Here is a 24,383-nt window from a genome sequence, read left to right on the forward strand (position 1 = left end):
CTCCGCAATCGTCTTGCTTCTGCTGTCAGCTGCGCCCTTCTTGTCACCGCCCTTCTGCCCGCCTCGGCTCTCGCCCAACAAGCGGCTACGTCCAACACAGCGTCCGCCAAGGACCTGGATACGGTGATCGTCACCGGCCGCAGTGGTACCGGCATCCGCACCAAGGCCGAAACCAGCTACTCGATCACCAACATCGAAGAAGAACAGCTGCGCATGCAGGCCCCCACCAGCGTCACCGAAGCGCTGAAGTCGGTGCCCGGTTTCTGGGTGGAGGCGTCCGGCGGGGAAGCCAGTGGCAACATCCGCGCACGCGGCATCCCGGTGGACGGTTTCGGCTCGGTCACGTTGCTGGAAGACGGCATCCCGGTGGTGCACGATCCGGCGCTGGGTTACCTCAACGGCGATCAGGCATTCCGCCTCGACGAGACCATCGAGCGCGTGGAAGTGGTGCGCGGTGGCCCGGCCTCGGTGATGTACTCCAACGCGCCGGCCGGCGCGATCAATTTCATCCCGCGCCAGGTGGGTGAGGAAGCCAGCGGCGTATTCAAGTACACCGTGGGCGACAGCGGCTTGAACCGCATGGATTTCGCCTACGGCAGCCCGCTGGCCAATGGCTGGAAACTGCTGCTCGGTGGCTTCTACCGCGTCGAGGACGGCGTGCGCGACCCAGGCTTCAACGGCAATGAAGGCGGCCAGTTCCGCCTCAACCTGGCCAAGGAATTCGACGGCGGCCGTTTCAGCATCGACGCCAAGCACATGGATGACCGCGTTGCGCTGTATCTGGGCATCCCGATGTATACCAACGGCAATGGCGACATCCGCGCCGTTCCGGGCTTCGACGGCAACCACGGCACGCTGGCGGGCCCGGAAACCCGTCACCTGTCGATGAAAACCGCCGATGGCCGTGGCTGGGACTTCGACAACAGCGAAGGCACCCACGTGAAGCGCGACCAGCTCACGCTCAAGCTGGAAACCGAGTTGGGTGCCGGCTGGGAGCTGGCGCAGTCGGCACGTTTCAGCAAGACCAACACCATCCGCAACGGCGTGTTTCCCAATTCATTGAGCACCGCCGCCAGTTTCGTGGACGGGCAGAAAGGCCTGCTGGCTTCGGTGCCGGGCGCCACGTCGCTGGGCCTGCGCTACCTCAACGGCAGCGGCAACTTCGACATCGCCGGACAGAACGGCAACGGGCTGCTGGTCACCGCGGGCCTGCGCGGGCTGGATATCCCCGTGCGCGAGTTCGTCAACGACACGCGGCTGATGCGCAGCTTCGACATCGCCGGCCAGCAGCACAACCTCACCGTCGGCTATTACATGGCCGCCACCAAGGAGGACTACAGCCGCTATTCGTCCTCGATGCTGCTCGATGCCAAGGACAACGCCAGCGTGCTCGACCTGGTGGCGCTGGACGCCAACGGCGATGTGCTGCAGACCTTCAGCGACAACGGCGTGTGGCGCTACGGCTATGAGTGGAACAACGCCTCCGGCGAGCAGAAGAGCCATGCCTTCTACATCAGCGACGAGTGGCAGGTGAACGACAAGCTGCGCATCGACAGCGGCCTGCGCTGGGAAAAAGCCAGCAGCAGCGGTTGGAATGAAGTGCGCAAGCGCGTGAATGGCGGCACCCTGGCCACCTCGCAGATGCTGACCGGCTCGGGCCTGTATGTGAACCACGACCTGTCTTCGGACGACCTGGGCTGGTCGGTCGGCGCCAACTGGCAGTTCAGCGACAGCATGGGCCTGTTCGGCCGCTGGACCTCGGCTTTCCGCCTGCCCAGCCTGGGCAACTACCTCACCCGCAATGACAGCTGCGATGCCACCTCGGCTGAAACCGTCGCCGCCTGCGTGGCCGGCAACAATGCCACCGCCGATACGCAGACCATGGATCTGGCGGAAGTCGGCTTCAAGTTCGCCAATCCGCTGTTCAGCGCCTACGCCACCGCGTTCTACACCAAGTACGACAACGTCGGCTTCAGCAATTACCACTTCAACGCGGATACCGGCGTGTCCACCCGCGAGGCCGGTTACGCCAGCACGCGCACCTTCGGCCTGGAGCTGGAAACGGCCTGGTACCCGAGCGACTGGTTCGACCTGCGCGTCAACGCCACCTGGCAGGACGCGCAGTACCGTGACCTGCGCTACAGCGAGCTGGTGGACGGCGCACCGGTGCTGCGTGACTTCATCGGCAACCAGCTGATCCGTGTGCCGGAGCTGAGCCTGCGTGCGGTGGCCGGCATCAACCTGCTCGACCAGCGCCTGCGCCTGCAGCTTGCCGCCGAGCACCAGGGCGAGCGTTTCGTCGATACCGCCAACTCGGTGCGGCTGCCGTCCTACGAGCTGCTCAACCTCAGCGCGCGCTACGAGCTGAGCGACCGCTTCTCGCTCTACGGCTACGTCGACAACCTCACCAATTCGCTGGGCCTGACCGAAGGCAACCCGCGTGCCGGCGAACTGGCCAGCAGCGATGCCGGTGCCAGTGCCTTCATCGCGCGGCCGGTACTGGGCCGCAACTACCGCCTGGCCGTGATGTACCGCTTCTGATGCGCCGCCTGTTGCCTCTCCTGCTGGCGGCGCTTGCCGCCAGCACCAGCGCCGATGCCGCCGACGTCCTGCACCTGCAGGGCACGTTGACCGGCACCGATCACCAACGCTATCTGGAGCTGCCCTTCCAGGTGCCACAAGGCACCGGGCGGGTCGGCGTCACGCTGCAGCACGACGGCGGCAAGGACCGCACCGTCATCGACCTGGGCCTGCTCGACGCCAACGGCTTCCGTGGCTGGAGCGGCGGATCGCGTTCGTCCATCTCGGTATCCCGCTATGACGCCAGCGGTGGCTACCTGCCCGGCGCGTTGCCGCAGGGTGAATGGAAGGTGCTGCTCGGCATTCCCAACATCCGCACCCACGTGCATACGCCCTACAAGGTTGAAGTGACCCTGTGGAGTGAGGCCGAAGTACAGGCCGGCAAGGATCGACCGGCGCTCGTGCTTGATCCCGCGCCGGCCTGGTACCGCGGCGACCTGCACATGCACAGCACCCACAGCGATGGCAGCTGCAGCAGCCAGCGCGGCAACAAGGTGCCGTGCCCGCTGTTCCTGAGCCTGCAGGCAGCGGTACGGCAGGGCCTGGATTTCGTCGTGGTCACCGAACACAACACCGTTTCGCACCTGGAAGAACTGGTGCGCCATCAACCCTGGTTCGACCGCCTGCTGCTGATCCCGGGCATGGAGGTCACCACCTTCCAGGGCCACGCCAACATATTCGGCATCAATGGGCCCATGCCGTTCCGGTTGGGCGATACCTTGCCGGACTGGAACCCGTTGCTGCGACAGGTGGCTGACGAAGGCGCGGTGTTCTCCATCAACCATCCGGCACTTCCGGCCGGCGAGGATTGCATGGGCTGCGGCTGGACGCCGGCAAAGCCGGTGGACATGGCCGGCGTGCAGGCAGTGGAAGTCGTCAACGGCAGCCAGGCCGATGGTCCGCGTTCCGGCGTCGGTTTCTGGGAGCGGCAACTGCAGCAGGGCCACCGCATGACCGCCGTCGGCGGCAGTGACAGCCACAACCCCGGCGCGGCCGATGGCCCGTCTCCGATCGGCTTGCCGGCCACGCTGGTGCATGCCGACGCGCTGTCACGCGAAGCGCTGCTGGCCGGCATCAAACAGGGCCGCGTGGTGGTGGACGTGCGCAATGCCCGTGGCAGCCGGCTGGAACTGCGCCTGCAAACCGATGACGGCCGCAGCGCCGACATGGGCCAGGACATCGCGCTGGCAGCTGGGCAATGGGCCACCCTGCTTACCGAGCTGGAGTATCCACAGCCGGTGCAACTGGAATTCATCGTCGATGGAAAGCGCCAGCGCGCCGCGCTGGCGCCGAACGCGAACGGCAGTCAGCAGGCCAGCCTGCGCTGGCGTTCGGACGGCAAGCGCCATTGGTTGCGGGTGGACGTGCGTGCGGCCGACGGCAGCCTGCTGATGCTGGGCAACCCGGTATACGTGAACTGGTCACGCTGACGGGCTAAGCTGGCGGCATGTCCAACCTGCCGCCCGCCAACGAACTGCACCAGCGCATCGCCGAACTGCGAGCCGAGCATCGCGGGCTGGATGAACGCATCGAACGCCTGGCCGCCAATCCGGACGATGACCTGGAAGCCAAGCGGCTGAAGAAGCGCAAGCTGCAGCTCAAGGACTGCATCATCAAGCTGGAAAGTCTGTTGATTCCGGACGAGCCGGCCTGAGGCCTGACGCGAACTGCTGTACAGAAGCCGGCTTTCCATCCCGGGAAAATTCATCCGGAACTACAGCGGATCGGCCTCCCGCGATGCACCTCGGCCGATGACAGGCACGTCGCCGATCATCGGCAACGTGCCGGACCCGTTTCTGCATGCTGCCACCGGGCTCTTGGCCTGTGCCCGCGCAAGGCGGGCGGGGGCATTCCAGGAAGGCGGCAATTCGCAGATCACCTGACGATGACATGCGCCGCAGCGGCTACTGCGGCGCGCTGCCTCAGCCCTGAACCGGCGGCTCCGCCGGCTTCACCGCTTCCGGGCTCACACGCTCGATGGTATGGCGCAGTTCGCGGCCGAGGATGAACTTGGCGTCCTTGGCCCAGGCATCGAGGCGATCATCGAACAGCAGCTTGCTGTTCTCGTCCGGCCATACCAGGCGCAGTTCGCGCATCTTCTGGATGAAGCCGCGGAACAGGGATTTGTCGAAGAATTCCGGTGCGGCCGGTGCGTAGAGCAGGCTCAGGCGCTGCGCGGCCTGCTGGCACAGGCTTTCCAGTTCGGCGGCGCCCAGCGTGCCCGGGCCGTTCTTCACCAGCACCGCGATGGCGATGTAATAGCGCTCGAACGCCTGCTGCAGGGAGTGACCGATGGCGCGCAGGCGGAACACTTCATCGGTCTGGCCGGTACTGCGCGCAAGCATGCCGCCGTCGTCCTCGCCCACGTGCTGCAGCAGCCCTTCGCGGACGAACACGTTGATGGTCTGGTCGATGCGCGCGGCGAATTCGTCCTCGGTCCACGGCAGGAACAACTCGGCCTGCAGGAACGGGTACAGGCCACGCCCCAGGCGCAGCAGGCCACCACGGCTCATGCGGCGGTTGTTCTGGAAGCAGCACGCCACCCACGACGACGCGGTGAACAGATGCAGCACGTTGTTGCGGAAATAACTCAGCAGCACCGCGGTGTCGCCGCTGACACTGAGCACGTCGCCCAGCGGATGCTTGACGCGGGTGAGGACGTTGATTTCCTCGGCGTGGGCGATGATGCGCTCGGGCGAATGCGGGGTGACCGTGACGCGGTCGGAGTACGGCATTTCCACCAGCAGCTTCTTGCTCAACTCGATCTGCGCGATCAGGTCGGCCTCGCCCATGGCGTGCTTGGGCGTGGACAGCAACGCCAGCGCCAGCAGGTTGATCGGATTGACGTCGGCGGCGGCGTTGACGTGCACATTGATGTTCTGCGCGAGCGTGTCGACGGTCTTCATCAACCACGCCGGCTTCTCGTCTTCGGATATCGGCTGACCGTCCCATTCCGGGGCGTTCTCGGCCAGCACGTCGGTCAGTGCGATGGGCTCACCGAAGTTCACCACCACCTGGCCATAGTTCTGCTTGAGTACTTTGGGGATGCCCCACAGCAGTGCCCAGATCGATTCCTTTTCCTTCGGCCGGCCGGTCAGCTCGTCCAGGTAGCTGTTGCCCTCCATCAGCTTTTCGTAGCCGATGTAGATGGGCTGGAACAGCACCGGCTTGCGCGGCTGGCGCAGGTACGCGCGCAGCGTCATCGAGATCACGCCGCCCTTGGGCTGCAACAGGCGGCCGGTACGCGAGCGCCCGCCTTCGACGAAGTACTCGATCGAATAACCACCGGACACCAGCTGCGCCATGTACTCGGAGAACACCGCCGAGTACAGCGGGTTGCCACGGAAACTGCGCCGCGCGAAGAACGCACCGCCCTTGCGCAGCAGGGTGCCGACCACCGGCAGGTTGAGATTGATGCCGGCGAAGATGTGCGGCGGCACGATGCCGCGGTCGTACAGCAGGTAGCTCAGCAGCAGGTAGTCCATGTGGCTGCGGTGGCTGGGCACGTAGACGATCTCGTGCCCGGGCGCGGCTTCCTTGAACTTGTCCAGGTGATGCACCAGCACGCCGGCGTAGATGCGGTTCCAGACGTGGCTGAGCATGAAGCTGGCCGAACGCACCACCGGGGTGGAGTAATCGGCAGCGATTTCCCAGGCGTAGCTCTGCGCCTTCTTCCAGGCGTCGGTGGTCTTGCTGTTGTCGCGCTTGGCCTGGACGGCGATGGCCTCGCGCACCGAGTCCGATTCCAGCACCTTGTCCACCAGCAGGCGACGGGTGGACAGATCCGGGCCGATGATCGATTCGCGGATACGGCGGAAGTGGGTCCGCAGCACGCGCTGCAGCTTGCGCACGGTGCGCTCGGGCTCCAGGCCTTCGTCCACGGTGTCACGCAGCGAAACCGGCGGGGCGAAGCGGACGATGGTGTCGCGGCCGTTGAGCAGCACCGCCAGCAGGCGGCGGAAACGACCAACCAGCGCCCAGTTTTCCGAGAACAGCACCGCGAACCAGCCACTCTGCTTGTCCGGGGCACGGCCGACGAAGATCGACACCGGCACCAGGTGGATGTCCAGCGCCGGGTTGGCGCGGTGCGCCTGCAGCAGCTTGGCCAGCGAGTCGGAATGGGTCTTGGCGCCGCGCTGCTCGGGGATCAGCGCGCTGTTGCTGGAACGCCGCGACAACGCCACGTAGGCGCGCTTGCGTCCGGTGGGGTCGCCGGCCAGCGGTACCAGCGGCGAAGGCAGCCCGGCGTCACGGCAGGCCTTGTCCAGGATGAGCGCGTTGGACAGACCGTAGTCCTCCAGCACGTACACCACCGGGCGGCCGTCGTTGTACTCACCGGCTTGTTCAGGCTCGATCTTCAGCCCCAGCCAGGGCTCGATCAGCCTGCCGAGCAGGCGCGCCCACAACGGGCGGCGGCCAGCGCGGGCATGCGACCCACGCGCGGCTTGGCCCGGCACGATGGCAGCAGGAGAGGCGGCCGACGCGTTGGCGTCGTCCGGCGGAAGCAGTTCGCCCTGGTCGGGCCGGGATTTCTGTTTCGACATCGGCGCCATTATGGCTTAGCCGATGCATCCGCGTTGCCCGGGGCATCCTGCGCCGGTGCTTCGGAAAGTGCGGCTTCATCGGCCACTGCCTGGGCCTTGGCTTGTTCGATGGCGCGGGCGGCAGCCAGCAGGGCGTCCACATCACGCAAGGTGCGCTCCGGATACCAACGCTTGTCACGCCGCACCAGCACCAGTTGCAGATCCACGTCCTTGCCGGCCAGCGGGTATTGCACGCGCACGGTGGCGTTGTCGCCGTTCTGGGAGATCAGGCCGGTGCGCATCTGGCTGATGCTGTCATCCAGCACCAGTCCGTAGCTGGCCAGCACCTGCTTGACCGCCGCGGCAAACGGCGCCAGCTGCTGCAGGCTGGCGGTCATGCCAGCCGCCTGGAAGGCGGCTTCGCCTGCCAGGCCCGTGGCGCGGGCGGCGGTGGTGAGCGTGGCGATGTTGGTCTTGGCCAGCGTGGGATCGGACAGCGGTGCGGCCTGCGCCCAGGCGCTGAGCGCGGTGACCAGCTGCACGTAGTGCTCGCGCTCGGCCTGGCTGTAGTCGCCCTGATGGGTGATGTACTGCACGCCGAACAACTCCAGCGAATGCGCCGCCTGGCGCACGCTGGCGGCCTGCCCCTGCAGCTGCGCCTTGAAGGCGCGTTGCAGCTGCTGCTCGGCGTTCTTCTCCGAAAGCGTGGCCAGCAGCCCCGGGAGTTTCTCGTCCAACGGCAGCTCGGTCAGTGGCCAGCGACTGTGACCCTGCGCCCAAGCGGTTTCCAGCTCGGCGTACTGGGCCGGCGGCACGGCCGCGCGGGCGTAACCCACCAGATCGTTGTCCTGCAGGTGCCGGGCCAGCTGGCGCACGGCTGCTGCGGGCTCGGTGGCGGCCCCGGGCAGCGGTTCGGCGTCGCGCTTGCACCCGACAAGCAACGCCGTCGTGCAGAGCGACAGCAGCACAAGGTGTTGGCAGGCACGTAATGAACGGCGTTGCATGGTGCGGCGGTCCTCCCCAAAGGCCGAAGCATCTTGAGGCCAGCCCGATGACAGCGGCAAGCATGGGCGTCACGGTGGGAGGCCCTGGAGCAAAAGCCCGTTCGCCAGCCCTTCCCTTGCCAGGGGCAAAGGGGGTGGGAGCGGTTTCACTTGGGCTGCTGGGTCGCGGCTGAAGCTGCTCCCGCTCCCTCGCTTTCGCGCAGCGAAGGGGAGGGCTGGGGAGGAGGCGCTTGGCGCGCCGCCCAAAAAATCACCAAAAAAAAGAGGCCGCCCCGTTGCCGGTGACAGACCTCCTCAAGCCGGCACAGGGCCGGTGGACTGGTTTGACGCATCGCCGGCAGCGCCGGACGAGGGCTAGCCTACGCGTCGAATTCAGTTAAAGCAACACTTGATAAACAACGTCATAAGTTGTTGATTTTATTTGAATGAATCTGCAATTTCCTGCTGGATCAGCTGCGCCGCAGCGCGCGGATCAGCAGCCAGACGGATCGGCCGGCCCACCACGATGGCGTCGGCACCGTCGGCAAATGCCTCGGCCACACCCACGGTGCGCTGCTGGTCATCACCCACCGGGCCACCGGGGCGGATGCCCGGGCAGACAATGGAGAAACCGGCGCCGGTTGCCGCACGGATCGGCGCGGCTTCCTGGCCGGAGGCGATGACGCCGTCGATGCCGGCACGCTGGGCGGCCAGCGCACGTTCGACCACCACATCGACCGGCTCGCGGTCGATGCCCATCTGCGCCAGATCCGGGCGACCCATCGAGGTCAGCACGGTCACCGCCAGCACACGCATGTCCGACGTATTGGCCGCCGCAGCGGCCTCCATCATCGCCGGGTGCCAGCCGTGGATGGTGCAGTAGCTCACCGGCCACTGCGACAAACGGCGGATAACGCCGCCGATCGTGGCGGGAATGTCGAAGAACTTCAGGTCAACGAACACGCGCTTGTCGCGCTTGGCCAGCGCGTCCAATACGTCGAAGTACTCGCCGGAGGCCAGCAGTTCCATGCCGATCTTGTAGAACGACACCGAGTCACCCAGCCGGTCCACCCACTCGATGGCCTGCGCCTTGCTCGGCACATCCAGGGCAAAGATCAGCTTTTCGTCATTGCGCAGCGGCAGCGGAGCACGGCTCATCGGGCCACCTCCAGCGCGTCACGCTTGGCGGCGTTGCGCTTGTCGGCCGGCAACGACCACGCGTTGTTGAACGATGCGCCTTCCCAGCCGCCGTAGGTGGGGTTGGACAGAATCCACCAGCGCGAGCCGATCCAGCCCTGGTACTTGTCCAGCAACGCATCGCGCGCGGCCAGGGTGTTGTCCTCGACCTGCAGGAAATCGGTGAACTGGTCACCCACCTGCATCAGCACACGGTACTGCTGCGCGACCAGCTGACGACGGCAGCCCTTCTCGCTTTCCACCTGTTTGCAGCCCGGCACTTCCATGCCCAGGCCCAGGTAGACGCTGTCATTGGCCACCGGGAAGCCGACCTTGCGCAGGTTGGCCAGGGTGGCGTCCTTCATCGCTGCGGTGCGGTTGCTGATGTAGATCATGGTCACGCCCTTGGACGCGGCCAGCTGGGCGAAGCGCACCGCACCGGGCACCGGCTCGGCCTTCTGCTCATCCACCCACGCCGCCCAGGTGGCGTCGTTGTAGCTGCTGCCGTCCCGCACCAGCCGCGCCTGGTAGGGCGAGTTGTCCAGCACGGTCTCATCCACGTCCACCACCACGGCCGGCTTCAACTTGCCCGACTGGTGATTGCCGCCTTCTTCCGGCAACAGCGCGGTCCAGGTCGGGTCGGCCAGCGCGCGGTCGAGCTGCTCACCGGCCAGCGCCCAGGTCTGCAATGCGCTGGCGCGGTATTCCTGCGACCGCTGCACCCACAGCACGGCATTGAGGTTGTCGTTGGCACCATTGGCAGGTGCAACCGCAACCGCGGCCGGCGGCGGTGAAACGCGCGTCAGGCGGTCGGGCGAACTGCAGGCGGCCAGTGACAACACGGCGCCGGCGAGCAGAGTGAAGGCAGGGAATCGGGACATGGGAACTACCGGGAATCTTCCAAAACCCGGCAAGTTTACCGGCTCCCCGCTCTGACCGCCCCCGCCGGGCCAGGACCGGCCAGCGAACCGGCTATCCTTGCGCCCCCGCGTGACGGAACAGCGACGATGACCGACGACAGCCAGCAAGCCCCCAATTTCCCAATCCTCGACGCCGCCCAAGCGCGCGCGCTGGGCTGCCTGATCGAGAAGGAAGCCACCACCCCGGACGCCTACCCGCTCACCGTCAACGCCACCCAGGTGGCGGCAAACCAGAAAACCGCGCGCGAGCCGATGATGAATCTGGACACCGGCAAGGTGCAGCACGCGCTGCGCCAGCTGGAGAACCTGGGCCTGGCGCGCCAGCACTTTTCCTCGCGCGCCGAGCGCTACGAGCACCTGGCCGGCATCAAGCTCGACCTGTCGCGCCAGCGCGTGGCCCTGCTCGGCCTGCTGTTGCTGCGCGGCCCGCAGACCATCGGCGAACTGAGCACCCGCAGCGAGCGCATGGCCAAATTCGCCGACGCCGCCGACCTGCGCCACCAGCTGGAGCGCCTGCAACAGCGCGGCCTCGTCGTACAGCTGCCGCGCGCCAGCGGCCAGCGCGAAGACCGCTACATGCACCTGATGTGCGGGCCGCTGGATATGGAGGCACTGGCGGAAACCTATAAGTCGGCACCGTCGGTAGCGAGCTCTGCGGACACCAGTGCTCTGGAAGCGCGCGTGCTGCAGCTGGAAGCCACCGTGGCTGAGCTGCAGGAGCAGCTGGCGGAGTTCAAGGCTGCGGTCGGCGGTTGAGCCAAGCGGTTTGAGGGTCCCAGGGCGAAGCGCTGCCGCAACGATCCCGCTTTCGCCCCTCCCGTTCGCAGAACGAGGGGGCGGGCTGGAGAAGCTTCGAGCCTTTTTTAAAGAAACAACACCAGCACCAGCAGGCCGTTGACGAGCATGCCGATGTAGCCCATCCATTCGTCGCGCTCCTTGCGCCAGCGCGAGGCGATGCCCAGGCCGGTGCCGATCACCCCGCCGCCAATGGCGACGATCAGCCCGGCGGCCAGTTTCTCCAGCCCGCCGTGGATCACCGACACGGCGATGAAGCCGACCAGCAACGACACCAGCGGCATCAGCAGCGACATCAGGCCCAGTCGATGCGAGCGTTGCGGGGACTGCGGGGCGGCTTCCATGTGCAGGCAGTGTCCTTGTGGTGTGCAGGACACGGTACGGCATGCCCGCCACCGGCTTCCAGCATGACGGGGCCGCAGCGGTGACCGACGGCACATTGACGGCCGCCACGCGGCTGGCAGGCTGGCGGCATCCACAGGCAGGAACGGACCATGGCGATTCGAGCGATGCACGGCTGGATGTTGGCGGGACTGATGCTGTGCGGCACGGCGAGCGCGGCAATGCCGGATGCAGCCACGCTGAAGGCGGTTGAGGCCACGGCCCATGACTACATGGACGGGCAGCTGGAAGGCGATGTCGCGCGGGTGACGCGGGCGCTGCATCCGGACCTGGCCAAGCGCAATCTTGTCAGCAAGCCGGATGAAACCCTGGGACTGGGGCGGATGACCTCCGATGAGTTGATCCGCTACACCCGCGAGGGCGCGCTGAAGACCCCGCGTGAGCAGTGGCAGCGCACGATCAGCGTGTTGGCGGTGGATGAGGACATCGCGACCGTGCGCGTTGAGAGCCCATGGTTCATCGACCACCTGCAGATGGGACGGTTCGAGGGGCGCTGGGTGATCGTCAATGCGCTGTGGCACCGGAAGGCGCGCTGAGGATCAGCGCGGTGCGCTTGGTGCGAGGGTTGTTCCTCGCCCGCCTTTCAGGGCGCGTCACTCCGCGCACGGCCATGCACCGGCCAGCGGCTGGCAAGCCACAGGCATTCACCCCGTAAACGGGAGAGGGCAGGGTTTCACAGCACATCCCGCCCTTTGAGACCTGGTGCTGAACAGCGCCAGCAAACACCGCTATCGTATGCGGCTTCCATCAGCCGCCTGCCGTTCGCCAATGAGCCAGACCGACGCTTTGCCCGTTACCGAGCAGCTCGCCGCAGCTGATGATGCAGCGCACGCACAGGTCGCCTGCGACAACTGCCGTACCGCGTTGCATGGCCATTACTGCCACGCCTGCGGGCAGTCTGCGCACAACCCGCTCAAGCACGTTGGCCATGCGATCGAGGAGGTGTTCGAGTCGTTCTGGCATCTGGACGGGCGCATCTTCCGCACCCTGCGGGACCTGCTGGTGCCGGGCCGGGTGGCGGTCAACTACCTCAAAGGCCACCGCGTTGGCTATGTGCAGCCGCTGCGGCTGTTCCTGATCCTCACCCTGTTCACCTTCTTCGTCGGCAAGCTGACGCTGCATGCCGATGACTTCACTGTGACCGGCAACGATGCAGCGTTTGCGGCAGCGAAGACCACGGCGGAAGTGGAGACGCTGCGTGCCACGCAGGTGGCAGCCATCGAGGCCCAGCAAGGCGGCGCGCCCAGCGCTGCCGCAGGCCTGGCCATCGCCATGGCCGCGGTGAATACCGCTGCGGCGGAGCGAACCGCCGAACTCAACGAACAGGCGCAAACGGCGGCGAGCGGCACCACGGAATCGGCCATGACGCGTGCGGCACAGGCCGCAGCGCGCGCCACCGACAAACAGCAGGACCGCGCCTTCAACTACCGGGTCAACGGCAAACCCTGGGATCCGGAAACCAACCCCGTCGTTTTCGCCAGCCTGCCGCAGTTCGTCAACAACTGGCTCAACCGTCGCGTGGCAAACGCCAATGCCAACGTGGAACGCATGGGCAGTAAGACCGACCTGTACATCCAGGCCATCCTGACCGCCCTGCCCGGCGCGCTGTTCTTCCTGATGCCGTTGTTTGCACTGGTGCTGCGCGTGGCGTATGTCGGTCGCGGTATCGGCTACCTGGAACACCTGGTGGTGGCGTTGTACAGCCATGCGTGGCTGATGCTGGTGCTGTTGGCGACGTTCGTGACGATCGGCATCACCGGCGCCATCGGCAATCCGGTGATCAACGTCATCGGTGACTGCATCTACGTGACGCTGTGGCTGGCGGTGCCGGTCTACCTGTTGTGGATGCAGCAGCGCGTGTACGGCGGGCGCAGGTGGGTGACGCTGCCGCGTTATGCCTTCATCGGCAGCATCTATTCCTGGCTGGTGGTGTTTGTGGTGATTTACGCGGTGCTGGCCGGGGTTTCTTCGTAGCGCGGCGTTGGCCTGAAACCGCTGGGAAGCGGGATTTCCAGGCTTTCCTGTGCGCTGTTGTAAATGCAAACGGCGTTGGACGCGCCCGCACTTCGCTCCGCGCCCCCGCCACGCACAGCGTGCGCGGGAGAAGGGAGTGGCCCATGGCTCAGCTTATGTCTGCCGCGGTCAAGCGCGCGATCTTGCGGGCATTTTCCGCTGCGTCATTGCCGCTTTCATCGATGCGCATGGCCAGTGCTTCGGCAATGGCGGCATGTGCGGCGCGCAGCACGTGGGCTTCGTTCTGGGTGGCGTCGATGACGCGTTTGTTGGGCAGTTCCAGCTGCTGGAAGATCACCCGGCAACGTTCCAGGTTCTGCGCGGTCTCGAAGTGGTTGGGCTTGTCGCCACGGGCACGGATGCGCTCCAGGCCCTGCTCCGGGGCCAGGTCCAGCAACAGCAGCAGGTTCGGGCGCGGGGCGAAATCGTTGGCGTGCAGCATCTCGTCCAGCGGCAGGCCGGCGGCGCCCTGGTAGGCCACCATCGACGGGAAATAGCGGTCCAGGATCACCACCTCGCCGCGCGCAAGCGCCGGCTGGATGACGTCCTCGACATGCTGACGACGGTCGTGCAGCAGGAATTCGACTTCCTGCTCCGGACTCAGGCGGCCGGTGGCGGCACTTTCGCGCAGGCGCGTGCCCCAGGGGCCGTTGGTCGGCTCCTTGCCCAGCACGACCGTGGCACCTGCGGTTTCCAGGATGCGCGCCAACGCGTGCGCAAGGGTGGTTTTGCCAGCGCCATCAATGCCTTCGATGGCGATGAGCAGGCCGCCGGGAATCTGTTCTTTGATCATGGGCGCTACTTTAAACGCATGGGCTGGATTGCGGGGTTGTGGCCGGCCGATGCGGGAGTGATGGCTGGGGGCTCGGGATGGCTTCGGATCCGCCACTGGCCGGGCGTTGATCGGATTCCGATGTTCCCTCACCCCAACCCCTCTCCCGGGCTTTGAGCTCATTCCGCTCAGCGTCCTGCCGCCGCGCAGTCCGCACCTTCGCAATAGTCGGCGGCGCGCCGCAGTTGCTGCTCGGTCAGCTCCGGCGGCGGGCGCGCGATGGCCGACTGGATCTGGTCGCGGCCATTGGTGAGTTTGTGCAGGCCCTTGGCAGCCGCCATCAGCCCGTAGTTGATGCCCATCAACAGGTAGCCACCGCTCATGCTGACCTGCTCGGGTGTGGGCGGCTCGCTCCAGGATTTGCTGAAACGGTTGGATTCGGCCTGTACCGGATTCTTGAAGCGGTACAGGTCCAGCGGCTCGTCGTCCTCGGGCTTAAGCGCGCGTACTTCGCCCAGCGTAGTGACATTGCCGTCAGCCTGGGGCGGCGGGATTTCGTCCTGTGCCACCTCGGCCTGCCCGTCGGTGACAGCCACCGGCGGCGGTGTCGGTGGTGCCTGCTGCGCCTGCACCGTACCCGCCAGCATCATGCCGGCCACCATTGCTCCCTGCCATCCACGCACCATCGCTGCTTCCGCCTCTGTTCGCGTACGGGCCAAAGCTTACGGATGCGGGCTTCAGATTTCGTTGCGCGGGCGCATGCGTTCAGCAAACAGACGCAAACCTGTCTCACAGGCTGAGACCCGTTCGTGCTTCCATGCCCCTCCTTTGATCGACAGCTGCGCGCATGGCGTTCTCCCTCGCTCCCCGCACCGAAGCCAGCGAACGGGCGCTGGCAACCACCGACGGCCTGCCCTCGCGTGACGGCTCGCTGCTCGGCAAGCGGCTGGCCAAGCGCTACAGCGACCGGGTCACCGGCAGCTTCACGATTCCCGGCCGCGAAGGCAGTTACGCGCCGATCCCCGATGACGTCCCCGAGGCGCTGAAAGCCGCGCTCAAGGCGCGCGGCATCGAGCAGCTGTATTCGCACCAGGCCGAGGCCTGGGACGCCAGCCAGCGCGGCGAGCACGTCGCCATCGTCACCCCCACCGCGTCGGGCAAGTCGCTGTGCTACACGCTGCCGGTGGTGAGCGCGGCGATGCAGGGCAATGCCAAGGCGCTGTACCTGTTCCCGACCAAGGCACTGGCGCAGGACCAGGTGGCCGAGCTGCTGGAACTCAACCGCGCCGGCGACCTCGGCGTGAAGGCCTTCACCTTCGACGGCGACACCCCCGGTGATGCGCGGCAGGCGATCCGCCTGCATGGCGACATCGTGGTCAGCAACCCGGACATGCTGCACCAGGCGATCCTGCCGCATCACACCAAGTGGGCGCAGTTCTTCGAGAACCTGCGCTACGTGGTGATCGACGAGATCCACACGTATCGCGGCGTGTTCGGCAGCCACGTCACCAACGTCATCCGCCGGCTCAAGCGCATCTGCGCCTTCTACGGCGTGCAACCGCAATTCATCCTGTGCTCGGCCACCATCGGCAACCCGCATGCGCATGCCGAAGCGCTGGTGGAAGAACAGGTGCATGCGATCACCGAGTCCGGCGCGCCCACCGGGCCCAAGCATGTGCTGCTGTGGAACCCGCCGGTGATCAACCCGGACCTGGGCCTGCGCGCATCCGCCCGTTCGCAGGCCAACCGCATCGCCCGCATCGCGATCAAGAGCGGGCTGAAGACGCTGGTGTTCGCGCAGAGCAGGTTGATGGTGGAAGTGCTGACCAAGTACCTGAAGGACATCTTCGACAACGACCCGCGCAAGCCGGCACGCATCCGTGCCTATCGTGGCGGCTACCTGCCCACCGAGCGCCGCGAGGTGGAACGCGCGATGCGCGCGGGCGATATCGACGGCATCGTCAGCACCTCGGCGCTGGAGCTGGGCGTGGATATCGGCGCACTGGATGTGGTGGTGCTCAACGGTTACCCGGGCAGCGTGGCGGCGACCTGGCAGCGCTTCGGCCGCGCCGGTCGTCGGCAACAGGCCGCGCTGGGGGTGATGGTCGCCAGCAGCCAGCCGCTGGACCAGTACGTGGTACGGCATCCGGATTTCTTCGCCAACGCCTCGCCCGAGCACGCACGCATTTCGCCGGATCAACCGTTGATCCTGTTCGACCACATCCGCTGTGCGGCGTTCGAGCTGCCGTTCCTGGCCGGCGAGCCGTTCGGGCCGATTGATCCGCTGGTGTTCCTGCAGGCACTGGCCGAAACCGAGGTGATCCACCAGGAAGGCGACCGCTGGGAATGGATCGCCGACAGCTACCCGGCCAACGCGGTGAGCCTGCGTGCGGTGGCCGACGGCAACTTCGTGGTGGTGGACCGCAGCGACGGCAAGCAGAAGATCATTGCCGAAGTGGATTACTCCGCCGCCGCGTTGACGCTGTACGAAGGCGCCATCCACATGGTGCAGAGCACGCCGTACCAGGTGGAGCGGTTGGACTGGGAAGGCCGCAAGGCCTACGTCACCCGCACGCATGTGGACTACTACACCGACAGCATCGACTACACCAAGCTCAAGGTACTGGACCGCTTCGACGGCAACGCTGCCGGGCGCGGTGATTCGCATCACGGCGAAGTGCATGTGGTGCGGCGTGTGGCCGGCTACAAGAAGATCCGTTACTACACGCACGAAAACATCGGCTACGGCCCGGTCAACCTGCCCGATCAGGAGCTGCACACCACGTCGGTGTGGTGGCAACTGCCGCAGGCCACGCTGCTGCGCAGCTTCGCGCAGAAGCAGGATGCGCTCGATGGCTTCCTTGGCGCGGCGTATGCGCTGCATATCGTCGCCACGGTGGCGGTGATGGCCGATGCGCGCGACCTGCAGAAGGCGGTGGGCAACGGCGACGGCGCGTGGTTCGCGGTGGCCGACCAGACCGGGCGCGGCCAGCTGCGTGGCAACGAAGGTGGCGAGGCAGTGGTCGAGCTGATGCAGAGCTTCGTGCCGACTGTGTACCTGTACGACAACTTCCCCGGTGGCGTTGGCCTGAGCGAGCCGCTGTGGCTGCGCCAGGGCGAGCTGGTGCAGCGCGCGCTGGAACTGGTCGAACGCTGCGACTGCACCGCCGGTTGCCCGGCCTGCGTTGGCCCGGTGCTGGCCGCGCAGGAAGAAGGTGACGACATCACGCCGCGCTCGCTGGCACTGCGGGTGTTGTCGCTGTTGTCGGCCGCGCATTGCGAGCAGGTGCAGGACGTGGCGATGGATGAGGCACTCGACCTGCTGCCATGAGCATCAGCCTGGACAAGCTGAAGGCGTTGCGGAAGCAGGCCGGGCATGCGGACAAGCCGCGCCCGGCAGGCGCCCACGATGTTTCTGCAGAATCGGAGTCAGCCGCGCAGCCGATGGCGGCAGAAGCCAAAGCCATGCCTGCGGTTGCGCCAGCGTCTTCATCGACTACGGATGCATCTTCAGCCGCCCGGCCCAGGCCGCTGCTACGAAAAGCCGGCAGTCCTGCTGTAGAAGCGGCCTTGGCCGCGAAACCGGCACAGGTGGAAACTGAAGCCACGTCTGCGGTTGCAGCAGGCGCGTCATCGGCTGCGGATGCGGCGTCGGCTTCGCGGCCAAGACCGCTCCTGCGACAGGCAGACGAAGGGGGTTCGGTGTTTGGCTGGGTCGAACAGATCCAGCACAAGGCAACGGCACCGCGTGCGCAGGACGGCGATGCGCTGCGGCGATTGCTGGCATCACGCAATCGTGCGATTGCATCGGGGCCGCGCAATGAACGCAGCGGCCCACTGGATCGTGACCTGCCCGGCACGGAGATTGCGCCGGGCCTGCACCTGATCGAAGCCTTCCTGCCCCAGGCGATTCCCACGCAGCCGCTGTCGCTGGCCTTCAGCAAGCGACCGGAGGAGGTGGTGCAACCGCGCGACCTGCTGTTCTTCGACACCGAAACCACCGGCCTTGCCGGTGGCACCGGTACCCGCGCTTTCATGATCGGCGCCGCCGATTGGTACCACGACAGCGCGCGTGGCGAAGGCCTGCGCGTGCGCCAGTTGTTGATATCGACGATGGGCGCCGAGAGCGCGATGCTGGATGTGTTCACCGGCTGGCTGTCGCCATCCACGGTGTTGTCCAGCTATAACGGCCGCAGCTACGACTCGCCCCTGCTCAAGACCCGCTATCGGCTGGCGCGGCGTGGCGATCCGATTTCCGCGCTGGATCATGTGGATCTGCTGTATCCCACCCGTCGCCGTTATCGCGGCACCTGGGAAAACTGCCGGCTGGCGACCATCGAGCGCAACCTGCTGCAGATCGCCCGCGAGGATGACCTGCCGGGCTCCGAAGCCCCTTCAGCATGGCTGGGTTATCTGCGCGGCGGCAGCGCGCGCAACCTGCGCCGTGTGGGCGAGCACAACCATCAGGACGTGGTGACGCTGGCGCAGCTGTTTCTCAGGCTGGTGCAGGCCGAAGCGGATGAACGCGCGGAGTTGGACCTGTTGGGAGAAGATTGAAGCTTGCGGGTTGCGCCTTGGCTTTCTGGCTCTTCTCCCGGTGCTCGTAGAGCGGAAGAGGCGGAGCACATACGTGCTGGCTACCCGTCACTCTCGGTTCCCATGTTTCAGCTTCGCTCTCCCCTCTCCCCCAACCCCTCTCCCGCAAGGAGAGAGGGTCTTCAAGAGCAAAGCCTCAAAGCAAAACCTCAGCGCAAGCCCTCAGCCCCGAACCGGCTTGGCAACGCCATCGCGGATCACCCGCTCGATCAACTGCTCTGTCTCACGCTGTGCACGCACGCTGGCCGCCGCCTGCTGACGGCCCAGGTCGGCCTGCTGCCTGCCCAGTTCCGACTGCTGACGCGACAGGCTTACCATCTCCGCGCGCATCTCAGGGTTATCCATTTCCTGCCTTGCCTGGGCCAACCTGCGACGCGCCTCCGCAGCCGCCTTGCGTTGCGCCTCGGTGCGTTCACCTCCGCTCAGCGCCAACTGTGCCTGCTCGCTGGCCAGTTCACCGATCCGCGCACCGATCTCGCCCATGCGCGCGCCGATCTCCCCCTGACGCTCGCCGAGCTCGCCCTGCTGGTCACCGAGCTTGCCCTGCAGGTCACCCAACCGCATGGTTTCGGCATGCAGCTGCTGGAAGCTCGCCAGCGTGGCCGCGTCATGCACCACGTAATCCTTGCCGTCACGGCGCAGCCACAACACCCCATTGCCATCGTCCAGGCGCTGCACCCTGCGCAGGTCGGCGACGGAGCCGTTCATGATGCTGCGACCGCCCTGCAACAATACGTAGGCATTGCGACTGTGGTCGTTGGACAGGTGGATCACGCCCTGCGTGCTGACCGGCGCAGGCGGAGCTGCGGGTGCTGCGGGCGGTGCCGGAGGCACGCGAACAGCAGGCGCTGCAGGAGCCGCCGGCGGCGCAGGCGGGGCCGGCATCACGTCGCTGCCATCGCTGGAATAGACGTGCACCGATGATTTTTTCGCGCTAGGCGCGAGCGGGGCTGGCGGCGCTTTCACTGCTGGCGGCGCCGCGGGCGGTGCGGGTGGTGCGGGTGGAACCGGCATCGCCACCAGGCGCAGCGGAATCACACCGACCAGTGCCACGGCCGCCAGGATCAGGCCCGCGGCCATGCGCGGGAACGATGAGGTGTTCTGCAACATGAGCAATCTCCGCTTGAGGCTGAGGAAGGTAGGTGAAGCGCTGGCCAGGCCGGCACCGGGACGCGGTGCGACGCCCAACTGCAGCAGCAGGCGCCCGTAGTGCTGACGGCAATGCCGGTTACCGGCGACGACAGCGGCATCCACGGCCGCTTCGCGGGCAATGCCGTATTCGCGGTTGGCGATGTGCACCAGCGGGTTGAAGAAGAACAGATGTTGCGCGAGCGCAGGCACCAAACCCAGCCACAGGTCATGGCGTTGCAGATGCACCAGTTCGTGCGTCAATGCCATGTCCAGCTCGTCATCGCCCATGCGCTGCAGGCCACGTGCCGGCAACAGCAGCACCGGACGCCATGGGCCGATCAACTGCGGAGAGTCGATGGCGGTGCTCAGCATCAGGCGCGGTGCGCGTGGCAGGCCGTGGGCTTCGGATGCCAGCTGCAGCGCCGCATTGAGTTTGTGGTCGTTGCACGGCTGCGCGTTGCGCAGCAGGGTGCGACTGGCGTGCCAGGCCAAGCCGGTGCGCAGCGCCATCACCAGCACCCCGGCCAGCCACAGCGACATGAGCAGCAGCTGCCACGACCAACCACTGTCCACCGGCAACGGCTTCATCACGATCAGCGGCGCGGCGTGGCTCTGCGGCACGGCAGCGCCGGCCTGCTGCAGCAGGGTGACCGATTCGGCGGCCGGCAGCAGCGGCAGTTCCAGCGGGGTGGCCCAGAACAGGCCGACCACGGCCTGCAGTGCCACCAGCCACCACAAGCCACATTGGGTGCTGGCCGGTAAGCGCCGCACGTAGCGGCACAGCAACCACACCACGGCGGTCAGCGCGATGGTCTGCACGCTGGTGGCCAGCAGGCGGTTGCCGAGCAGTTCGAGCATCGTGTCCATGGTTCAGTCCTCCCGGCGCTGCGATTGCAGCCTGGCGACAAGGGCTTCCAGTTCGGCCAGTTCGTTGTCACTGACGGCGGCTTTCTCCGACATCCACGCCACGAACGGCGAGATCGAGCCCTGCAGGGTCTTTTCGACAAAGCTGCTCACCGCACTGTTCACCACTTCCTGTTGTTCGGCGGTGGTGTGGTAGCGGTACACGCCCTCATGCGACGCACGCTGCAGGTACCCCTTGGTGCGCAGCCGCTCCATCATCGTCAACACGGTCGAACGGGCCAGGCCGCGCGATTCGCCATAACGTGCAGCCACCTCACCCACGCTGGTGGGCTCGTTCTCTCCGATGTACTGCAGCAGGGCCAGTTCCTGGTCCCCGACGGTCTTGCGGCGCATGGCCGACTCCAGTGACTACACTTGTCGTCAACGTAGCCATGACTACAAATGTAGTCAATAGCCCGGAAGGCACCCCGCACACCGCTCGGATGAACGCTTCAGGTTTTGATGCCACCCTGCCAAACCATGCCCCCCGCAGGGTCCTGCCGGCGAATCGGCAGACTCCAGGCAAGGGCCCAGTTACGCATGGCAATCCGCCGACGCGGGGGTATTGCCTCAGGAAACGGCGCTGTCGATCTGCCAGCGGGCGAACTCGCTCTCGAACTCGGCCAGGCTGATCAGGCCGAGGCAGGCGTGGGCGCCGATCGGCAGCGGTTCGCCACGCGCCAGCCGGCGCGCCAACAGCACGGCGGCGAAGGTGGGAATTTCCGGGCCGTGCAGCATCGGTGCGGTGAGATCCCAATGCACGGTGTGCGCCTGACCACCCCGTTGGCCGTGCAGGATGATGCGCATGCCGCCGAGGTCGGTGCCGAAACGGTCGAAGCAGCGCCCGGCACGCGCGAACACGCCCGCCAGTGCCGCCATCGGCAATGGCAGGCCGATACGACGCAAGCCCGCGATGGCGGCCAGGCAACGCGAAAGAAAGGGCAACTCCAGTGCGGCGCGGAAGCGCACCGTGCGCACGCCGGGATAGCGTTGTACCAGCAGATCGTGATCAGGCACGTCGCACGGCGAGGCCAGTCGCGGACCGATGCGGGAAAAGTTGACCCGTTGCGGATTGGACCAGCCGACCACGCGCTGCCAACGGCCGTCGATCCAGCACTTGAAGCCCTGCCCGCAGTACGACAGCACCGCGCGCACGGTGGCCATGCCCAGCGGCGTGGCCTGTGCCGGTGCGATGACAATATCGATATCGCGCAGCGGCTCGAACTGCGGCGCCAATGCATCCACCACCGCACTGGAAAGCCCGGGCAACGTGCTGGCGCCACTGATCGCGCTGCGCTGCGCCAGACGCGCAGCGGCATCCATCTGCGCGGGAAAGTCACGAACGAAGTCGCGACCGTCCGCAAGATCGATGTAGTGCATGCCCGCCTGTAAACAGGCACGGGCGACATCGAAGCCCTGCCCCTGGAAAGGACCGGCGGTGTGGATGACCAGATGCGCGCGCGTGGCTGCCAGCGCGGTGGCGAAATCCGGATCAGCGGTGTTCAACCGGCACAGTTCGATGGTGTCCAGATCCACGCCCGGCAGATGGGCTGCCGCATGCGGGGGATGGCGGCCGGCCGCAATGACGGTGATGCCAGGCGTGATCGACAACGCACGCACGATGCGCGCACCAAAATGTCCGTAACCGCCCAATACGAGAACACGACAGCTTTCCTGCTGCGGCATCGGTACATCCTGCGCTGGTGGATGCGCGATTATCGACCAATCGGGCCACTGCCTCCGAGCCGGTGAATGCATCCGATGTTCTTGGGACGCCCGCGCCAACGGAAGATCCAGTGCCCGTGCGCGATATGCACGGTCACAACGCAGGTGAGACAACGTGGTGGTGACGTGGATTCATCCGCTGCATACAGCCGCAGCGCGATGCTTCGCACTCGTTCCTGCATTCCCGGAGTACGCCATGTACCGTCTGCTCGCACTGCCAGCCACCGTTCTGCTGCTGTCAGCGTGCAATTCCGCATATGTCACCGAGGTGCAGCCCATCGACGGCGTGATCTCCGGCCAATGCCATGTCGACATGGTGCGCGGCGCAGTGGGGCTGGCCGCCGCGCCGGAAACGGTGGAGCGCGCACGCGTGGACAGCGACAGCCTGGAAGTCGTCGTCGTCCGCGGGCAGGAACAAGCCGATGGCCACGCCAACTCGGTCGAGGTGGCGTCGGCCTCCAGCGGTGGCAGTCGCCTGACGATCGAAGTCGGCCGCACCAACAACATCACCGCGATGCGCTGCAGTTAAATACGGCAAACGCATACATTCGAGCAACTCCAGCCAAGCACTAGCCTCTTCACAAAGCATGCTAAATTACCCCGAATGAATGGGGGTAACGATGAAAACTCTGGATATCGCGCCGTCAGGCCGCGGGCCAAAAGTGCTTTCGCTTGAAGGGCTGCGGGGTCTGGCAGCAGTAATTGTCGTGCTGTCGCACATTATGATGGAGTTTTTCCCCACAGCTGCTGTGGGCCGTTTGCACGAGCAACATATTCCTCTCGAACAATGGCTTTACGATAGCCCATTCCGCGCCTTTTATGCCGGCTTCTTTGCGGTCTGCATCTTCTTCGTTTTGAGTGGCTATGTGCTGTCGCTCAAGTATCTGAAGACATTTGATAGCAATGTCATCAGTGACTCCATGGCGAAACGGTACTTCCGCCTGTTACCTGCGGTTCTGGCCTCCACCCTACTGATGGCCATCGCCGCCGGAATTCTGAATCAAATGCCGGCTGCCGCATGGCCAAGACATCTACTTTCTGCTGCACGCGAGGGCCTGTATGGAGGCTTCTTGTTTGGCGAGAATACTCATAATGCAGTCATTTGGACGATGCAGGTCGAATTGCTCGGATCGTTTGCATTGTTCATCTATCTCTTGATGTTTGGGCGCTTTCGTTGGGGGTGGGTGGCAGGCGTCGTCCTATGTGCCGGGCTGATGGCACGACTGCCATTAATGGGCTATTTCTTTGCGATGTTTATTTGTGGCGCATATCTGGGAAGGGCTGTGCGGTTTGCCAGCAATCCTGCAATTGCAGCCATTTTATTACTTGTCGGAATCTATCTGGGCGGCTATGACAGCCCCTCCACCGCGTACCGGCAAGTTGTCGTATTGGCAAACACGCTGCAATTCGAGTACGGAATCGCCCTCAACTGGCCGGTTTTCATCCCTGGATTGGGAGCAGTACTAGTGGTTCTGTCATTGCTAGGTGGTAGCGTGATCAGCGCCCCCTTTGCCAGCCGTTTCTGCGTTTGGCTTGGGAAGATATCCTTCTCTTTGTATCTAACCCACACGCTGATCCTCATGGTGCTGAGTAAATGGCTTTTTGAATTGGCACTACCAACCACCAACTATGTCAGCGCTGCAATTTTCTCCGGGTTGACCTGTTTAATCCTGTCACTGTTAACCGCAGAATACTTTTATCGCATTTTCGACAAGCCATCTGTGGCATGGGCAAATCGAATCGGCAGGAGCGCCGTAGAAGCATCCGCACCCCACACAGCACAACCGTCGGATACTCAACCTCTCGCAAGTTCACTCGTCAAAAATGGCTGAATGGAGCACCGCTTCCATGCAGCCACGGGCAG

Annotated in this window: 20 protein-coding genes; 10 read left to right on the plus strand and 10 right to left on the minus strand. The window is 65.4% G+C overall.

The window, feature by feature from the left end:
• The first annotated feature begins 123 nt into the window (after nucleotides 1–123).
• Genes ABB26_RS13160 through ABB26_RS13170 form a run of 3 tightly spaced genes read left to right on the plus strand, consistent with a single transcriptional unit; the run spans nucleotide 124 to nucleotide 4,234 of the window.
• Nucleotides 124–2,541: a TonB-dependent receptor gene (locus ABB26_RS13160; protein WP_245626219.1), complete on the plus strand. Its 2,418-nt coding sequence runs from the start codon at nucleotides 124–126 to the stop codon at nucleotides 2,539–2,541.
• On the plus strand, nucleotides 2,541–4,010 hold the full coding sequence (locus tag ABB26_RS13165; RefSeq protein WP_057634865.1) for a CehA/McbA family metallohydrolase: 1,470 nt from the start codon (nucleotides 2,541–2,543) through the stop codon (nucleotides 4,008–4,010). The genes ABB26_RS13160 and ABB26_RS13165 overlap by 1 nt, the downstream gene beginning before the upstream one ends.
• A gap of 17 nt (nucleotides 4,011–4,027) precedes the next feature.
• Nucleotides 4,028–4,234: a YdcH family protein gene (locus ABB26_RS13170; RefSeq protein WP_057634867.1), complete on the plus strand. Its 207-nt coding sequence runs from the start codon at nucleotides 4,028–4,030 to the stop codon at nucleotides 4,232–4,234.
• A gap of 268 nt (nucleotides 4,235–4,502) precedes the next feature.
• On the opposite strand, the gene plsB is transcribed toward ABB26_RS13170, so the two are convergent.
• From plsB to ABB26_RS13190, 4 genes are all read right to left on the minus strand, one after another.
• Nucleotides 4,503–7,124, minus strand: a complete 2,622-nt coding sequence (plsB, locus tag ABB26_RS13175) for a glycerol-3-phosphate 1-O-acyltransferase PlsB (protein ID WP_161809053.1) — start codon at nucleotides 7,122–7,124, stop codon at nucleotides 4,503–4,505.
• Between the two features lie 8 nt (nucleotides 7,125–7,132).
• Complete coding sequence (locus tag ABB26_RS13180) at nucleotides 7,133–8,107, minus strand: hypothetical protein (RefSeq protein WP_057634871.1); 975 nt, start codon at nucleotides 8,105–8,107, stop codon at nucleotides 7,133–7,135.
• A gap of 417 nt (nucleotides 8,108–8,524) precedes the next feature.
• Nucleotides 8,525–9,244, minus strand: coding sequence for an orotidine-5'-phosphate decarboxylase (gene pyrF, locus ABB26_RS13185; protein ID WP_057634875.1), 720 nt, complete (start codon nucleotides 9,242–9,244; stop codon nucleotides 8,525–8,527).
• Nucleotides 9,241–10,143, minus strand: a complete 903-nt coding sequence (locus ABB26_RS13190) for a 5'-nucleotidase, lipoprotein e(P4) family (RefSeq protein WP_057634877.1) — start codon at nucleotides 10,141–10,143, stop codon at nucleotides 9,241–9,243. The genes pyrF and ABB26_RS13190 overlap by 4 nt, the downstream gene beginning before the upstream one ends.
• A gap of 126 nt (nucleotides 10,144–10,269) precedes the next feature.
• On the opposite strand from ABB26_RS13190, the gene ABB26_RS13195 reads away from it, so the two are divergent.
• Nucleotides 10,270–10,938, plus strand: a complete 669-nt coding sequence (locus tag ABB26_RS13195) for a YceH family protein (protein WP_057634879.1) — start codon at nucleotides 10,270–10,272, stop codon at nucleotides 10,936–10,938.
• A 107-nt stretch (nucleotides 10,939–11,045) separates the two neighbouring features.
• Here the strand turns inward: ABB26_RS13195 and ABB26_RS13200 are convergent, their stop codons facing one another.
• Entirely contained in the window at nucleotides 11,046–11,321 is a 276-nt protein-coding gene (locus ABB26_RS13200) for a hypothetical protein (protein WP_057634882.1), read from the minus strand.
• 150 nt (nucleotides 11,322–11,471) lie between these two features.
• Between ABB26_RS13200 and ABB26_RS13205 the strand changes: the two genes are divergently transcribed.
• A complete protein-coding gene (locus tag ABB26_RS13205; protein WP_245626220.1) occupies nucleotides 11,472–11,915 on the plus strand; it encodes a nuclear transport factor 2 family protein in 444 nt (147 codons plus the stop codon).
• 232 nt (nucleotides 11,916–12,147) lie between these two features.
• Nucleotides 12,148–13,353: a DUF3667 domain-containing protein gene (locus ABB26_RS13210; RefSeq protein ID WP_057634884.1), complete on the plus strand. Its 1,206-nt coding sequence runs from the start codon at nucleotides 12,148–12,150 to the stop codon at nucleotides 13,351–13,353.
• Between the two features lie 148 nt (nucleotides 13,354–13,501).
• Here ABB26_RS13210 and tmk read toward each other — a convergent pair whose 3' ends face one another.
• Nucleotides 13,502–14,185, minus strand: coding sequence for a dTMP kinase (tmk, locus tag ABB26_RS13215; protein WP_057634885.1), 684 nt, complete (start codon nucleotides 14,183–14,185; stop codon nucleotides 13,502–13,504).
• 167 nt (nucleotides 14,186–14,352) lie between these two features.
• Nucleotides 14,353–14,850, minus strand: coding sequence for a hypothetical protein (locus ABB26_RS13220; protein WP_245626221.1), 498 nt, complete (start codon nucleotides 14,848–14,850; stop codon nucleotides 14,353–14,355).
• A 161-nt stretch (nucleotides 14,851–15,011) separates the two neighbouring features.
• Here ABB26_RS13220 and ABB26_RS13225 point away from each other — a divergent pair, with 161 nt between their 5' ends.
• Nucleotides 15,012–17,495 (plus strand): DEAD/DEAH box helicase, encoded by a 2,484-nt coding sequence (locus ABB26_RS13225; protein WP_057634887.1) that lies wholly within the window; start codon nucleotides 15,012–15,014, stop codon nucleotides 17,493–17,495.
• Nucleotides 17,492–18,721, plus strand: a complete 1,230-nt coding sequence (locus ABB26_RS13230; protein ID WP_057634888.1) for a ribonuclease H-like domain-containing protein — start codon at nucleotides 17,492–17,494, stop codon at nucleotides 18,719–18,721. The genes ABB26_RS13225 and ABB26_RS13230 overlap by 4 nt, the downstream gene beginning before the upstream one ends.
• Nucleotides 18,722–18,922: 201 nt before the next feature.
• Here the strand turns inward: ABB26_RS13230 and ABB26_RS13235 are convergent, their stop codons facing one another.
• From ABB26_RS13235 to ABB26_RS13245, 3 genes are all read right to left on the minus strand, one after another.
• The gene (locus ABB26_RS13235; protein WP_057634889.1) at nucleotides 18,923–20,758 is read right to left on the minus strand and encodes a M56 family metallopeptidase; all 1,836 of its coding nucleotides are present in this window, start codon (nucleotides 20,756–20,758) and stop codon (nucleotides 18,923–18,925) included.
• Between the two features lie 3 nt (nucleotides 20,759–20,761).
• Complete coding sequence (locus tag ABB26_RS13240) at nucleotides 20,762–21,148, minus strand: BlaI/MecI/CopY family transcriptional regulator (protein WP_057634891.1); 387 nt, start codon at nucleotides 21,146–21,148, stop codon at nucleotides 20,762–20,764.
• A gap of 216 nt (nucleotides 21,149–21,364) precedes the next feature.
• Nucleotides 21,365–22,480 carry a saccharopine dehydrogenase family protein gene (locus ABB26_RS13245; RefSeq protein ID WP_057634893.1) on the minus strand — a complete coding sequence of 372 codons (1,116 nt, stop codon included), beginning with the start codon at nucleotides 22,478–22,480 and terminating at the stop codon, nucleotides 21,365–21,367.
• Between the two features lie 235 nt (nucleotides 22,481–22,715).
• On the opposite strand from ABB26_RS13245, the gene ABB26_RS13250 reads away from it, so the two are divergent.
• Both ABB26_RS13250 and ABB26_RS13255 read left to right on the plus strand, forming a co-directional pair.
• Nucleotides 22,716–23,048: a hypothetical protein gene (locus ABB26_RS13250; RefSeq protein ID WP_057634895.1), complete on the plus strand. Its 333-nt coding sequence runs from the start codon at nucleotides 22,716–22,718 to the stop codon at nucleotides 23,046–23,048.
• 91 nt (nucleotides 23,049–23,139) lie between these two features.
• Entirely contained in the window at nucleotides 23,140–24,351 is a 1,212-nt protein-coding gene (locus ABB26_RS13255; protein WP_161809054.1) for an acyltransferase family protein, read from the plus strand.
• Nucleotides 24,352–24,383: the final 32 nt, after the last annotated feature.

The sequence above is a fragment of the Stenotrophomonas humi genome (assembly GCF_001431415.1).
Lineage (GTDB): Bacteria > Pseudomonadota > Gammaproteobacteria > Xanthomonadales > Xanthomonadaceae > Stenotrophomonas > Stenotrophomonas humi.

Coding starts and splice junctions, on each gene's coding strand:
- ABB26_RS13235 (WP_057634889.1), bottom strand. CDS start 20,758: ATGGACACGATGCTCGAACTGCTCGGCAACCGCCTGCTGGCCACCAGC.
- ABB26_RS13195 (WP_057634879.1), top strand. CDS start 10,270: ATGACCGACGACAGCCAGCAAGCCCCCAATTTCCCAATCCTCGACGCC.
- ABB26_RS13255 (WP_161809054.1), top strand. CDS start 23,140: ATGAAAACTCTGGATATCGCGCCGTCAGGCCGCGGGCCAAAAGTGCTT.
- ABB26_RS13165 (WP_057634865.1), top strand. CDS start 2,541: ATGCGCCGCCTGTTGCCTCTCCTGCTGGCGGCGCTTGCCGCCAGCACC.
- pyrF (WP_057634875.1), bottom strand. CDS start 9,244: ATGAGCCGTGCTCCGCTGCCGCTGCGCAATGACGAAAAGCTGATCTTT.
- ABB26_RS13180 (WP_057634871.1), bottom strand. CDS start 8,107: ATGCAACGCCGTTCATTACGTGCCTGCCAACACCTTGTGCTGCTGTCG.
- ABB26_RS13190 (WP_057634877.1), bottom strand. CDS start 10,143: ATGTCCCGATTCCCTGCCTTCACTCTGCTCGCCGGCGCCGTGTTGTCA.
- ABB26_RS13200 (WP_057634882.1), bottom strand. CDS start 11,321: ATGGAAGCCGCCCCGCAGTCCCCGCAACGCTCGCATCGACTGGGCCTG.
- tmk (WP_057634885.1), bottom strand. CDS start 14,185: ATGATCAAAGAACAGATTCCCGGCGGCCTGCTCATCGCCATCGAAGGC.
- ABB26_RS13210 (WP_057634884.1), top strand. CDS start 12,148: ATGAGCCAGACCGACGCTTTGCCCGTTACCGAGCAGCTCGCCGCAGCT.
- plsB (WP_161809053.1), bottom strand. CDS start 7,124: ATGTCGAAACAGAAATCCCGGCCCGACCAGGGCGAACTGCTTCCGCCG.
- ABB26_RS13205 (WP_245626220.1), top strand. CDS start 11,472: ATGGCGATTCGAGCGATGCACGGCTGGATGTTGGCGGGACTGATGCTG.
- ABB26_RS13170 (WP_057634867.1), top strand. CDS start 4,028: ATGTCCAACCTGCCGCCCGCCAACGAACTGCACCAGCGCATCGCCGAA.
- ABB26_RS13220 (WP_245626221.1), bottom strand. CDS start 14,850: ATGGTGCGTGGATGGCAGGGAGCAATGGTGGCCGGCATGATGCTGGCG.
- ABB26_RS13245 (WP_057634893.1), bottom strand. CDS start 22,480: ATGCCGCAGCAGGAAAGCTGTCGTGTTCTCGTATTGGGCGGTTACGGA.
- ABB26_RS13230 (WP_057634888.1), top strand. CDS start 17,492: ATGAGCATCAGCCTGGACAAGCTGAAGGCGTTGCGGAAGCAGGCCGGG.
- ABB26_RS13250 (WP_057634895.1), top strand. CDS start 22,716: ATGTACCGTCTGCTCGCACTGCCAGCCACCGTTCTGCTGCTGTCAGCG.
- ABB26_RS13240 (WP_057634891.1), bottom strand. CDS start 21,148: ATGCGCCGCAAGACCGTCGGGGACCAGGAACTGGCCCTGCTGCAGTAC.
- ABB26_RS13225 (WP_057634887.1), top strand. CDS start 15,012: ATGGCGTTCTCCCTCGCTCCCCGCACCGAAGCCAGCGAACGGGCGCTG.